We start from the raw sequence: 14,400 nt of genomic DNA, 5'->3' as shown, positions 1-14,400 counted from the left end.
ATGCGCTAGTTGGTCTGCAGCAACCCCAGAAGCGAGAAGATGCCCGGCAGGACGCGCACCTGATACACAGAGAGCGGGCGCATCATGTCGTGCTCTTCGTGCTCCAGGATGTGGCAGTGCCACACGTACTCGTGCCCGAAGTTCACCAGGGGGTTCATGACCGCGTCGAAGGGCATGGCCCCGTTGCGCGGCCGGACGCTGTCCTTCACCGGGAAGGGCGTCTTGGGCAGGTCCAGCTTCAGGGCCACGGTGGTGTTGGTGCCGGGGAACATCCTCACGGTCTCCTTCCAGCCCTGTTCGTTGGGGTCCACGGGCAGGCTGTTTCCGGCCCAGTCCGTCCTGGCCACCACCTGCACGTTGAACAGGTGGAAGTGGATGGGGTGCACGTCGCCCGTGTTGTTGACCACGGTCCAGACCTGCTTGGCCCCGGCCATGCCCGTCTCGGTGACCTTCTCATCGTAGCCGAAGCCCTGGATGTACATGCCCTGGTTGTTCAGGTGGTACTGGGCCGTGCCGATCTTCTGGATCAGGCGGCCGTAGTCGTCGAAGTCCTCGTTGAGGGTCTTGATCTGGTTGGGCAGCCCGCCCACGGTGGCGGAGCGGTTGTTGACCGCGGTGTTCAGGGGCACGATGGGCCCGGGCTGGGAGCGCGCGAAAATGCCCGGCAGGCCGGTGTTGGGGTCGGCCAGGCGGGTCTTGATGGTGGCCAGGCTGGTGTTGAACGCCGGATCGGGGGCGTTGCTGTCCACCCGGAACTCCATCAGGGTGCGGGTGTTGGGCCCCTTGCCAATCAGGGTGGTGGGCGCGCCGCCCATGCTTAGGGCGCCGGGGCCGGTGGACGAGAAGTTGGGGTCGCCGGTGAAGTAGTCGTTGCGGGGATCGCCGCCCGGGGCGGGCGCGGCCATGTCGTTATAGAGGATCAGCCGGGTTCCGTCGGGCAGGCCGGAGAAGTCGATGAGAACGTCCGCGCGCTCCGCCGGGGCCAGCCAGAGGTTGTAGTGGATGCCGTCCCACTGGGCTGGCGGGTTGGTGTTGAGCTCCGTGTAGGCGGGCAGGAACCCGCCCTCGTTGCCGATCTGCAGGATTGTCGGGGGGGCGGTTACCAGCGGCGTCACCGGAGTTGCGGGCAGCACGGGCTCGCCGTTGTCGCCCGGCTGCTCGAAGTAGAGCTGCAGGTTATAGTTGCGGGCGTTGGAGCCGTTGAGAACCCTGAAGCGGTACACCTGGGGCCTGACCGCCTGGTAGGGGTAGGCCTTGCCGTTGATCACCGGGGTGTCGGCGAAGAACTCGGGCACGCACGAAGGCGTGGGCAGCGGCTCCGTCACGTTCTGCACTGGCGGATAGACCCATTTGCCGTAATCCACCCGGCCGGAGGGCACGGGTGCGCCAGTGGCCGCGTCCTGGTTGACCTCGTAGATGTGCGGATACCACAGGGAGCCCACGGTCTGGCCCCAGTCGGGGTTGGCTGCCCAGGTGGGGTCCTGCGTGGCGATGTCGGCGGCCACGAAGCTCTTGTCCTGGATGATCAGGGGCACGCCGTAGCCGGGCAGGGTATTGTTGTTGATGAGGGCCTGCTCCTCGCTGTCCGTAATCAAGTATCCGGCGGCCAGCCCGACGTAGGGGTTGACGCGGGTCATGGCCACGAAGTGGTCGTGGTACCACAGCAGGCGGGCGCTCTGGTCGTTGGAGTAGTAGACCGTCTCCTCGCCGGGGTTGGGCGTGGGCATGTCCGGCACGTTGCTGTAGCTCGGGCCGGTCTGTCCGCTCGGGGTGAACCACTGGAAGGGCGTGCCGTCGCTGATCCAGGGGGTGAAGCCGCCGTGCAGGTGCACGGAAACGGCGTTCTGGGGCAGCATGCCGCCCATGAGCGTGGTGTCCAGCGGGAGGAAGAAATTATCCTGCGGCAACTGGTTGATGTATTTGATGCGCACCGGCCTGCCCTTCTGGGCCACGATCAGCGGGCCGCCGAAGCTGGGGGTGTTGACCGGGTTGGTGGTCAGGTCCACGTAGCCGCGCAGCTTGGTGCCCAGCGGCATCTCGCTGTGCATGACCATCGAGTACTGCTGGATGCCGATGACGTAATAGTCGCAGTTGGGCCCGTAAGGTTGCCCCGGGTCAGGGGTTGCGATGGGGATCGAGGGCAACGGGTCCACGAACTTGCTCAGGATGGGGCTCTGGGCGAACCCGTACGCCTTTGTGGTGCCGATCCCGTTTTGATCCACGTTCCAGGGAAGCGCCGTCGCCGCAAGGAGCAGGACGGTGGCCACAGCCGATTTAAGGAACACACAAAAATGGTGCCGCATGAAGACGTCCTCCGTTTGATCCCGCTCTTCTCTGCAAAACGGCAAATCCCCCACTGCATCGAAAGCAGATGTCACCCTGGGCGAGGGCGGACTTATAAAGATATTCCTAGAAATCCAGTCTTGGTCAAGAAAAATTCTCACAATCGACATATCCGGCAATAGGTTTCATCTCCGGAAACAATATTCCCAGACATTCCTGCCGGCTGGCGGTGCCTGCGGAGAGCGTGCCTCCGCTGCGGGCCGGGAGGCGGCGGTTTTTGTGTGGCAGGTTCAGACGATATCGTCGCCTGAACCGCCCTCTAGTGGGAAGGTGACGTGGGCAACGGATTGCCCGGGAAATGACGGGGATCGTCAGCCGTCGCGGGCCAGGCGCCCTTCCGGGCGGGCCGCGTGTCGGAAGGGCCGAGGCCGGCGCTCGCGGCGGGCGGGCACCCTGGTAGTGCGCCGTCCGCCGCGGGCCGAAGGCCGCCGCATAAACGGCCCCCGGGCTATGCATCCGCAGGGGAAGTCGCCCTGCGGCCCCGTAAGGTTACAGCCGCGAACGCCTTGCGTGTGTACCGGCGGAAGGGGCGGCCTGTGCGCAGTGGCGGAGCGGGAAAATCCCTCTTGGTTTGCGGCGAAATCCCGGCGCAGCGCCACTCCAACAGTATGCCGTGCCGGAGCATACTGTTGTGCACCACGCCACCCAGACGACAAAACTGTTAATTACCGCCAAAAAATCGCCCCATGGCACTGAGCAACCCGACACAAAACATACCGCGAAGGAGTGAATTGCGTCGCCAGATACGCCTGAAACGTGCGCTTCACAACTTCAATCCCTGAAGATCTTGCAAAGTTACCGTTCTGATGCCACCATAACAAACAGCTTAAAAAGAACCGTGACGTTTCCCGGTCACATGCGGCGGGCGTGGCCGCGGGCACGCTCCAATGAAAGAGAACGCCACTGCGGGAGGCCCCGCCTTGGACACCAACCGCACCGAACCACTCAGGAACCTGTTGCTGGCCGTGTTGCTGCCCTTCCTGGCGTTCGCGGTGCAGTTGGCCTTCTGGCAATATATCGACCCCTTCGTCTGGTTCCTGTTCTTCCCCGCCGTGTTCTTCAGCGCCCGCATCGGCGGCCTGCACGGCGGACTGGCCTCCACCCTGATCTCCGCCGTCATCGTGTGGTATGCGTTCATGCCCACGCGCTTCTCCTGGACCATCACCTCACCGGGCAATTTCTACTCGGTGCTGCTGTTCCTGGTCATGGGCGCGCTGTTCAGCGACAGCCAGGAACGGCTGCGCCGCGCCAGATTGCAGGCCGAGGACTCCCTGCGCGAGTCCCTTGAGGCCAAGAACCAGATCACCGCGCTCTACGAGAAGACCCGCGAGCTCGACCGGCTCAAGACAAATTTCTTCGCCAACGTCAGCCACGAGCTGCGCACCCCCCTGGCCCTCATCCTCGGGCCCACGGAGCAGAGCCTGGCCTCCGGCTCCCTCGACGACAGGACCCGCCACAACCTGGAGGTCATCAGGCGCAACGCCAGCCTGCTCCAGCGCCACGTCACGGACCTGCTGGACGTGGCCAAGCTGGAGGCCAAGCGCATGGCCATGCGCTACTCCCGCTTCGACCTGGCCTACCTCACCCGGGTCATGTGTTCGCACTTCGAATCCCTGGCCAGCGTGCGGGGCGTCGCCTTCCACATCGAGACTCCGGCGCACCTGCCCTGCGAGATGGACTCCGACAAGGTGCAGCGGATTCTGCTGAACCTGCTCTCCAACGCCTTCAAGTTCACCCCTGACGGCGGCGAAATCCGCGTGAGCCTGACCGTGGAGGCCGGCCGCGCCGCTCTCACCGTGCGCGACAACGGCCCCGGCATCCCCGAGCACATGCTCCAGGCCGTGTTCGAACGTTTCCGCCAGGTGGACGATGGCGCCACGCGCAAGCACGGCGGCACGGGCCTGGGCCTCGTCATCGTCAAGGAATTCGCGGAACTGCACGGCGGGCGGGTGCATGCGGCCAACGCCCCGGGCGGCGGCGCGGCCTTCATGCTGGAGATGCCCCTGACCGCGCCGGCCGGCACCATTTTCGACGCCGACCCCCAGAACATCGACGAGGACATGTTCCGCCTCAACTGGGGCGGATTCACGCCGGAGCCGATCCCCCCCGCCCAGGACGCCTGCCCCGCCGATCCGCACGCCCCGGTCGTGCTGGTGGTGGAGGACAACCCGGACATGAACAGGTTCATCACCTCCGCCCTGGAGCGGCGCTACCGGGTGGTCAACGCCTTCGACGGGGAGGAGGGCCTGGCCAAGGCCTTGGAGCTCCAGCCGGACATCGTCCTGGCGGACGTGATGATCCCGAAGATGAGCGGGGACGAGATGGCCCTGGCCTTGCGGCGGCGCCCCGAGACGGCGGACACCCCCATCGTCATGCTCACAGCCAAGGCGGACGAGGCCCTGCGGGAGAAAATGCTGCGCAGCGGCGTGCAGGACTACATCGCCAAGCCCTTCTCGGTGGCGGAGCTCCAGGCCAGGGTGGCCCTGCTCGTCAGCGGCAGGCTGAAAATCCAGGAGGAGCAGGCCAGGCTGGCGGCCATCGTCGAGTCCACGGACGAGGCCATCATCGGCAAATCCCTGGACGGCGTGATCCTCACCTGGAACTCGGGCGCGGAGAAGATATTCGGGCACCCGGCGCGGGAGATCCTGGGCCGGTCGGCGCTCAGGCTCTTCCCGCCCGAACTGGCCGCCACGGAAGCGGACATCATGGCCCGCGCCCGCACCGGCGAAGCGATCCCGCCGTTCGACACCGTGCGCCTGCGCAAAGACGGCTCCCCCGTGGATGTTTCCGTATCCGTCTCCCCCATCATGGACCGGCAGGGCAACGTCACGGGGATCTCGACCATCGCGCGCGACATCACCGCCCGCAAGCGGGCGGAGGCCGAACTCATCGAGATGAAGGACAGGGCCGAGGCTGCCAGCAAGGCCAAGAGCGAATTCCTGGCCAACATGAGCCACGAGATACGCACCCCGCTCAACGGCATCATCGGCATGCTCCAGCTCATGGACATGGGCGAGCTGGACCCCCAGCAGCGGGAATACCACCAGGCCGCCACCAAGGCCTCCCTGCGGCTGGCCAGCCTGCTCACCGACATCCTGGACCTCTCCCGCATCGAGGCCCACAAGCTCGCCATACGGGTGACTGAGTTCAAGACATCCCTGATCGGCGACACCCTGCTAGAGCTCTTCGGCGTGGCCGCCCGGGAAAAGAACCTCGCCCTGGAGATACGGCTCGACGAGCGACTCCCGCGAACACTGGTGGGCGACGAGAACAGGCTGCTCCAGATCCTCTTCAACCTGGTGGGCAACGCCATCAAATTCACTTCGAAAGGCCGGGTGCTGGTGGAGGCGTCCCCCCTGCCGTCCGGGCCGGGCGGGGAGCCCCGCGTGCTGTTCACGGTGAGCGACACGGGCATCGGCATCCCGGACGCCGAGCTCGAGCACATCCTCGAACCCTTCACGCAGGCCGAGGCCTCCTACTCGCGCAGCTTCCAGGGGGCCGGGCTGGGCCTGACCATCGCCCGCAAGCTCACGGGCCTGCTCAAGGGGGAGATGTGCATCGACAATTCCGGGCCGGAGGGGACTTCCATCACCCTCAGCCTGCCGTTCGGGCTCCCAAGCGGCGCAACGCCGGGGCCAATGGCCCAGGCCCGGCCCAATGCCCCGGCCGGGGGGCGGCCCCTGCGCATCCTGCTGGCGGAGGACGACGCCGTGAACGCCATGGCGGGCAGGCGCATCCTGGAGAAGTGCGGGCACCAGGTCCGGCGTGCGGCGGACGGCGCGCAGGCCTTGGACCTTTTCCGCGAGCAGGACTTCGACCTGATCCTCATGGACGTGCAGATGCCGGTGATGGACGGCCTCGAGGCCACACGGGCCATCCGGGCGGACACGTCGCTGGGCGCGAAGGCCTTGGTGCCCATAGTGGCCATGACGGCCTACGCCATGCAGGGCGACAGGGAGAAGTGCCTCGAGGCGGGCATGAACGGCTACATCTCGAAGCCGGTGGAGAAGGAGGTCCTGCTGGCCGCCATCCGGGAGGCCACGGGCGCCTAGGCGCCCGTGTGAACACTTTTAGCCGCTCAGTTCCCGAGCAGGATCGTCAGCGGCAGGAACAGGTTCGTCCGCGAGACGATGGTCGCCGTCATGGTGGAGCCCACGAAGGAGATGTCCTTCAGGCCCAGGTGCGTGGCCTGCCCGTTATACAGGCTGGAGGCGGGCGTGCTCGCGGGCGTGAAGGCGTTGGTCACGTTGCCCAGGTAGAACAGGTCGGTCTGGTCGCCGTAGGAGCCCCCGGCTCCGTATGGCCCCAGGATGTTGTAGGCGCTGGAGGCCTGCACCGCGGTGACGCCCTGGTGCGAACCCGCCACATAGGTGTTGATGTCGTTGTTGCCGGGGTTGCCCACGCCGGGGGTGCCGACGGCGTTGTCCACGTGCAGGATGAGCAGACCGCCCTGGTAGCCGGGGCGGAAGTACCTGATCCCCTTGTCCCACCCCTCGCAGTTGCGGTTCTCGGCCAGGAAGTATTCGGTGGTGCTCAGGCCCGTGTCGACGAGCTTGAGGGTGGTGTCCGAAAGCGCCGGCCCGAAGCTGCGCGTATGGCCGTTGATGCCTGTCGTGCGCACCGTGTCCCAGATGCAATAGGCCCGCGACCAGGCGTCGAAGGTCACCGGCGTGGTGGCGGGGTCTTCCCCGGTGTCCGCTCCCCAGGAGCCGAAGGACATGATGGAGAACATGCCCAGCCCGTAGTTGGTGTAGCTGGTGTCGTAGAGGTCGGGCATGCCGCACATCTGGTGGCCCATCTCATGGGCGATGACGCCCATGGGGTGCTGGCGGGAATACACGTTGAGCTCGCCGTTCATGGCCCAGTTCGTCAGGGTCTTGCCGCCTGCCAGCACGCCCGCGCCGCCCCAGGCGTGGGCCCAGATGCTGGGGGTCAGGGCGGTGCCGGAGGCCTCATAGCCCGCGGGGATGAAGTAGATCACCGCTTCGGAGGGAGTGATGGAGCCGTCGTTGTTGGCGTCCAGGCTGGCGAAGTCCACATAGGGCGCGGCGGCGGCCAGGGCCTGGTTCAGCCAGGCCGTCTCGGCCGGGTAGGTGTAGTTGCCGCCGTAGTTTGGATGGTTCGAGGCGATAGTCACGTTGACCACCCCGGGCGTGGCGTTGCCGTTCTGGGTGTGGTTTATGGGCGTGACCGCCAGCTTGGAGTGGGAGTTGTCCTTGTAGAAATTGGCCACGGACTTCACGCCGGGCGCGGTGCTGAACACGCGGTCGTACCAGGCCTGGTTGGTGGTGGAGAGGGCCCGGTTGGCGAAGGCCACCAGGACGATGAGCATCTTCTTCTGGCCCTGCACCAGGGTGGGCGTCCACGGGTTGGCGGCGCTCTGCACCGCGACGGACTGGGCGGCGGACTGGGCGGCCGTCGACGCGGCCGAGCCTGCCTGCACCCCGGCGGCCTGCCAGTTCGCATCGCGCGTCAGGCGCAACCCCAGGGCGTAGCCTTCCTTCTTGGCCGCATCGGGGGCGGGGCGCAGATGCATGCCATCGGCGGGGGGCGCGTGCCTGCCGGGTATCAATCCCGAGGGGACGAGCCCGGGGCTTTCGGAGAACGTCTCGCCGGAGGCCTGGCGCTTGGTGTTCTTCGGCCCGGAAGGGAGGGCGTATTCGAAGTATCCGTTGGCCTTGTCGCGGACCAGGGTGTAGCCGTCGGTGGTCTCCGTCCAGTTCTGGAATTCGTCGCCCCGGATGCGGACCGTCAGCTTCGAGCCGTCGGGCTGCTCCGCCTCCACCGGAAACGGGTTGGCCGGGCCGGCCAGGGCCAGGGAATTCACGGCAAGCGACAGGATAGCGACGGCAGCGAGGATGCGAGGGAGGAACGGCATGGTTGAGCCCTTTCTGGAGTCGGCCCGAGGCTTGAGCCGCCACGTGGAAATGAAACTAATAACTAATAACTCAGTTCCGCCCCGGCACAAGGCATCATTTCATACCTCTGTTGACCACAATACGTATCATCATTTTATAATTGAATAAATTGTTCAGGCTGCGCACCGGAGCGTGTGGAGCATGTACCCTACCCCTCCCCAGAACTTGACCTTCGGCCGGGGGAGGACGTTACAATCGCCAAAATCAGTGCCGCATGAGGAGACGCCCATGACCCCTGCGATCAAGGTCTACGCCCTGTCCACCTGCCACCACTGCGCCGCCGCCAAGGAATACCTGACCTCGCGCGACCTGCCCTTCGACTGCGTCTATGTGGACCGCCTCTACACCGAGGACCGCAACCAGGTCATGGCCGAGCTGCGCAGGATCAACCCCACCCTCACCTTCCCCACCATCGTCATCGGGGAGACGATTATTGCCGGTTTCCAGGCTGACAAGATCGATGCGGCCTTGGAGGCCCTCTCCGTAAGCGCCCCAGGCGAATGACAGCCGCCCCAGGCGGCGGGGATGAAACCCGTGAGAACCGGTAAGGGCGCTCGTGCGCGTCCGTGACGCCCCTCAAGCCCTGCCGCCTGGTCTGACAGGCGGGGCCGTTCCCGGCGGATTTCGCCCGGGCCGGGGCGTTGACGCCCTGGAAACGCTCCTTCACGTTCACCTCATCCAACCCAGCGGGGTTCCGGGGCGGCACCACCCCGCGCCTGCATGCATCCGGGCCGGGCTCCATGGACCGGGCTCCATGGCGCGGGTTCAATGGCGCGTGCTTCGGGGCCGGGGCACCATGCCCGGGCTCCTGGGGCCTGGCGCCAGGGTCCTCCCCACCTCCAAAGAAAAGGGCGGCCGGCATCTGCCGGCCGCCCCTTCATTTGGGTCCGTCATCGCTCGCCTAGAGGCGGGTGAAGTTGTGGCACTTGGAGCAGTCGAACTTCTCGTCCGTCACGTGCTGGGCGTGAACGCCGTTGAAGAGCTGGCTGGCGCTCCACTCGCCGGACCTGTCCCCGTGGCAGCCGCTGCTGCAGGTGTGCAGGTCGGGGTTCTTGAGGGCGTAGCCCAGGGCGTCGAAGTCCACGGGGCCCTGCACGCCGGGGGCCGTGTGGCAGGTGGCGCAGGCCAGGGCCTGGGTGCGGGGGCGCACGCCGTGGTAGATGCCCTGGAGGCGCTCGGTGTCCGCGAACTGGTAGCCGCTGGGCAGTGACCAGCCCACGGCCGCCGCGCCTTGCAGGATGGCCTGGTTCACATCGGCGGTCTGGAACAGAATGCCCATCTTCAGCGGCAGCAGGCGCTTGGTGGCGGGGTCCACGGGCTGCTTGGCAAGGTGGTGCTTGAGCGGCATCAGCTTGGAGGGTTTGTCGTTCACGCCGCCCACGGGGCCGGCCATGAGGGTGCGCCCGTTGGCCTGCGGGGCCACGGGGTCGCCGAACTTGTAGAAGGTGCTCGTGCCGTTGGACCAGCCGTAGGTGGGGGTCACGTTGGACTGGAACTGGATCCAGGGCTCGTAGAGCCTCGCCGCGTTGACCTGGGGCGTGTTGGAGTAGTCGCGGAACATGTCGGTGGGGGTCGACGCCGCGAACGTGGGGATGTGGCAGGTCTGGCAGGCGATCTTCTGCGCATGCTTGTTGAGCCGGGAAAGGTTGGCGGTGTTGGTGTGCGGCGTGGCGGTGTGGCACCCGCTCATGGTGCAGCTCACGGGCTGGGCGGGGTTGTCCACCTCGCGCAGGTCGACGCCGCGCCCTCCGATGCGGTGGTTGGTGGTCTTGTGGCAGCTCGCGCAGGTGAACTTCTGCCCGTCGGCGGACATGTGCACGTCATGCGTGAAGGGCGGGTTGGTCAGGATGGGCTCGATGTCGCCGCGCTTGTTGTTGTTGCCGCCGCCGGACCGAAGGTGGCAGCGCAGGCAGGCGTCGCGGTCGGGCTTGGCGATGTCCGCCGCGGCCTGCTTGGCGCTCACGCCCATGGCCGCCACGTCGGGCACGAAGTGCGCGGTGCCGCCGTCCAGCGAGACGGTGCGCTTGTACTTCTTGGAGTGGCACATCAGGCAGTCGATGTTGGTCAGCGTGGGGTTGGCCAGCTCGGTGGCGTCGAGCTTCTTGCCCTTGCCCACGTGGCAGGCGGCGCAACCGCCGTCCACGGCCTTGCCGTCCACGTTGGTCAGCTTGGTGAGCCAGTTGAAATCCGGGTAGATGCAGTAATCGTTCATGCCGCCCAGCTTGCCCACGTCCCCGGTGAGGTTGGAGACGCCCCCCGCGTCGCCGCGCCAGCGATAGTGGGCCGAGGCCCCCATGGCGGCGGCCTGGGTCTGGTGGCATTTCAGGCAGGTGGCGGTGATGTTGTTGGGGTCCAGCCCGGCCACGCGGGTGGCGTGGCTGCCCGTCAGATGCGTGGCGGCGGCGATTCCCGGCACGGTCAGGAGGAGGAGATCGTCGTCTGCAAAGGCGAGTGCGGCCACCGGGTCAGCCAGCGGGAACGACATGCCGGCCAGCATGAGGAGGAGGTAGAGTGCCGATCTGCGCATAGAGCACCATCCGGAAGGTGGAGTCGTTGAAGGCCCGGCCCCCGCCGATCCAACAGGGCGGGACTTGCAACCGGGCCTCGAAAATGCTGACGGCCCAACCCTAGGGAAATAGGAATCAGGTGACAAGATTAAATCTGCCGCGATGTATTGAGTTCATCTATTTTTCATGGTATAAGGAAAAATTTCACTTTTCATACCGACTTCTGAATCATTCTTCCCCCAGTCAAACACCATCGAATTTGGAGGATGCGATGCGTGCTGCCGGAAAACCCATAGGCACACTCGATCAATTCCATTCTGTATGTTAATGTGTTAGATTAAACATATTAAAATAATTGAACTTTTTCAGATTATGCCTTGTTTGACATAACGAAACGTGCCACCATGCGCCCACCAACCCAACGAGAGGACGCCAACCCACACGCACACGCGCGCTCCCACGCGGGCACCTCTCGAAGCCAAGGAGGCTGCATGAACATTTCACGGCGAGGATTCGTAAAGCTGGCAGGGGCGACGGCCACCTGCCTGGGCCTTACGGAGCTGGGCTTCAACCTTGCACCTGTGAAGGCTCACGCCGCAACGCTCAAGATTGCTGGCGCGAAAGAGGTGATCTCCATTTGCGGCTTCTGCTCCTGCGGCTGCAACATCGTTATGTCCGTGAAGGACGGCAAGCTCGTCAGCGCAGAGGGCGACCCCGACTACCCCGTGAGCGAAGGCGCGCTGTGCGCCAAGGGCGCGGCCTTCCTCTCCATGCACCTCTCCGACCACCGGCTCACAAAGCCGCTGTACCGCGCTCCCGGCAGCGACAAGTGGGAAGAGAAGGACTGGGACTGGACCCTGAACCGCATCGCCCAGAAGGTGAAGGAGACCCGCGACAAGGACTTCATCCTCAAGAACGACAAGGGCCAGGCGGTCAACCGCCTGGAGTCCGTGTTCCAGTTGGGAACCTCCCAGATGGACAACGAGGAGTGCGCCGTATCGCACCAGATGCTTCGCAGCCTGGGGGTCGTGCACATCGACCACCAGGCGCGGGTCTGACACAGCCCCACTGTACCGGCTCTGGCAGAGTCGTTCGGACGTGGTGCGATGACCCAGCATTGGATCGATATCAAGAACGCCAATGCTATTCTGATAATGGGCAGCAACTGCGCGGAGCATCACCCCATAGCCTTCAAGTGGGTGCTCAAGGCCAAGGACGCCGGGGCCACGGTGATGCACATCGACCCCAAGTTCTCCCGCACGTCGGCCCGCTGCGACATGCACGTGCCGCTACGCAGCGGCACGGACATAGCCCTCCTGGGCGGCATGATCCGCTACATCCTCGAGAAGGACAAATACTTCAAGGATTACGTCCTGCAGTACACCAACGCTGCGTTCATCGTCGGCAAGGACTACGACTTCAAGGACGGCCTCTTCTCCGGGTATGACGCGCAGAAGGCCGGTTACGACCAGAAGAAGTGGGACTTCGAACGCGACGACAAGGGCACGCCCAAGCGCGACATGACCCTCAAGAATCCCAGGTGCGTCTTCCAGCTCATGAAGAAGCACTACGACCGCTACACCCTGGACAAGGTCGAAGCCATCACTGGCGTGTCCAAGGCCAACCTGCTCAAGGTCTACGAGGTCTACACGGCCACCGGCAGGCCGGACAAGGCAGGGACCATGATGTACGCCCTGGGCTGGACCCACCACAGCGTGGCCGTGCAGAACATCCGGGCCGCGGGCGTGATCCAGTTGCTGCTGGGCAACGTCGGCGTGGCCGGCGGCGGCATCAACGCCTTGCGCGGCGAGCCCAACGTTCAGGGCTCCACTGACCATGCCCTGCTCTGGGACTCGCTGCCGGGCTACAACCCCGTGCCCAACACCAACTGGGCGACCTACGACGACTACCTCAAAGCCAATACGCCCAAGACCGCGGACCCCAAAAGCGTGAACTGGTGGCAGAACAGGCCCAAGTACATGGCAAGCCTGCTCAAGGCCTGGTTCGGCGAGAAAGCCACCAAGGAGAACGGCTTCGGCTACGAGTGGCTGCCCAAGGTCGACGCCGGGGTGAGCTACGCCAGCATGTTCCTGTTCGACAGGATGTACGCGGGCAAGATCAAGGGCGGCTTCATCTTCGGCCACAACCCGGCCCAGAGCATGCCCAACACCCACAAAATCCGGAAGGCCCTGCCCAAGCTGGACTGGCTCGTGATGGGCGAGGTGCACCACACCGAGACCACGGACTTCTGGCGCGGCCCCGGCGTGGACCCCAAGTCGGTGAAGACTGAAATCTTCGTGCTGCCCTCCTGCCAGCGCGGCGAGAAGGACGGCACCATCTCCAACAGCGGCCGCTGGCACATGTGGCACCACAAGGGCGTCGAGCCCATGGGCGAGAGCAAGCCCATGGGCTATATGGTCGTTGAGATATTCAAGAAAATCCGTGAGCTCTACATGAAGGACGGCGGCGCGTTCGCCGAGCCCATCCTGAACTCGGACTGGCCCGAATCCTACGACGCGGACATCCTGGCCAGGAAGATCAACGGCTCGTTCACCCGCGACGTGAAGGTGGGCGACAAGGAGTACAAGAAGGACGACCAGGTGCCCGCCTTCGCCATGCTGATGGACGACGGCTCCACCACGAGCCTCAACTGGCTCTATTGCGGCTGCTACGGCCCCTCGGGCAACCTGGCCAAACGGCGCGACCACACCCAGACGCCCATGCAGGCCAAGATCGGGCTGTTCCCGAACTTCTCCTGGGCCTGGCCGGTCAACCGCCGCATCATCTACAACCGCGCCTCCGTGGACGTGAACGGCAAACCCTTCAACCCGGAGCTGCCCGTGATCTCCTGGGAGGACGGCAAGTGGGTGGGCGACGTGCCCGACGGCCCCTGGCCGCCCATGGCCATGGAGGGCGGCAAGTACCCCTTCATCATGCACACCGAAGGCCACGGCCAACTCTACGGCCCAGGCCGGGTGGACGGCCCCTTCCCGGAGCACTACGAGCCCGCCGAGACCCCGGTCAAGGCGCATCCGTTCTCCAAGCAGTTGAACAATCCCTGCATCAAGTGGATCAAGAGCGACATGGACAAGCTGGCCGCCCCGGCCGACCCCAACTACCCCATCGTGCTCACCACCTACAGCCTCACCGAACACTGGTGCGGTGGCGGCGACACGAGAAACACCCCCAACCTGCTCGAGGCCGAGCCCCAGCTCTACGTGGAGCTCAGCCAGGAGCTGGCCAAGGAGAAGGGCATCGCCAACGGCGACCCGGTGGTTGTGGAGAGCATCCGGGGCAAGGTCGAGGCCATCGCCATGGTCACCGTGCGCATGACCCCGTTCAAAGTGCAAGGCAAGACCGTGCACCTGATCGGCATGCCCTTCTGCTTCGGCTGGACCACGCCCGGCGTGGGTGACGCCACCAACCGGCTGACGCCGACCGTGGGCGACCCCAACACGGCCATCCCCGAGTACAAGGCCAGCCTGGTGAACATCCGCAAGGCCGACAAGGTCACCGAACTCTCGATCTAATCAGCAGGGCCGGCCCGGCGCGCCGGGCCGGCCCCGCAGGGAGATTGCATCATGCCCAAGGCGATATTCGTAGACACCTCGCGCTGCACCGCCTGCAGGGGC

General features: G+C 65.2%; 6 protein-coding genes. 3 read left to right on the top strand and 3 right to left on the bottom strand.

Annotation, left to right across the window (positions count from 1 at the left end):
* Nucleotides 1-5: 5 nt before the first annotated feature.
* A complete protein-coding gene (locus MLE27_RS18215) occupies nucleotides 6-2,222 on the bottom strand; it encodes a multicopper oxidase family protein (protein ID WP_243313134.1) in 2,217 nt (738 codons plus the stop codon).
* 1,041 nt (nucleotides 2,223-3,263) lie between these two features.
* Here MLE27_RS18215 and MLE27_RS15555 point away from each other — a divergent pair.
* Complete coding sequence (locus tag MLE27_RS15555) at nucleotides 3,264-6,395, top strand: ATP-binding protein (RefSeq protein WP_243313131.1); 3,132 nt, start codon at nucleotides 3,264-3,266, stop codon at nucleotides 6,393-6,395.
* Nucleotides 6,396-6,421: 26 nt separating this feature from the next.
* On the opposite strand, the gene MLE27_RS15550 is transcribed toward MLE27_RS15555, so the two are convergent.
* Complete coding sequence (locus MLE27_RS15550) at nucleotides 6,422-8,221, bottom strand: M6 family metalloprotease domain-containing protein (protein WP_243313129.1); 1,800 nt, start codon at nucleotides 8,219-8,221, stop codon at nucleotides 6,422-6,424.
* Between the two features lie 268 nt (nucleotides 8,222-8,489).
* Here MLE27_RS15550 and MLE27_RS15545 point away from each other — a divergent pair, with 268 nt between their 5' ends.
* Complete coding sequence (locus MLE27_RS15545; protein ID WP_243313127.1) at nucleotides 8,490-8,765, top strand: glutaredoxin family protein; 276 nt, start codon at nucleotides 8,490-8,492, stop codon at nucleotides 8,763-8,765.
* A 397-nt stretch (nucleotides 8,766-9,162) separates the two neighbouring features.
* Here MLE27_RS15545 and MLE27_RS15540 read toward each other — a convergent pair whose 3' ends face one another.
* Nucleotides 9,163-10,788: a hypothetical protein gene (locus MLE27_RS15540; protein ID WP_243313126.1), complete on the bottom strand. Its 1,626-nt coding sequence runs from the start codon at nucleotides 10,786-10,788 to the stop codon at nucleotides 9,163-9,165.
* 471 nt (nucleotides 10,789-11,259) lie between these two features.
* On the opposite strand from MLE27_RS15540, the gene fdnG reads away from it, so the two are divergent.
* Nucleotides 11,260-14,298 (top strand): formate dehydrogenase-N subunit alpha, encoded by a 3,039-nt coding sequence (gene fdnG / locus MLE27_RS15535; protein WP_243313124.1) that lies wholly within the window; start codon nucleotides 11,260-11,262, stop codon nucleotides 14,296-14,298.
* The last annotated feature ends 102 nt before the right edge of the window (nucleotides 14,299-14,400 follow it).

It is taken from the genome of Fundidesulfovibrio agrisoli (assembly GCF_022808715.1).
Classification (GTDB): Bacteria; Desulfobacterota; Desulfovibrionia; order Desulfovibrionales; family Desulfovibrionaceae; genus Fundidesulfovibrio; species Fundidesulfovibrio agrisoli.
This window is presented reverse-complemented; position numbering and strand designations above follow the sequence as displayed.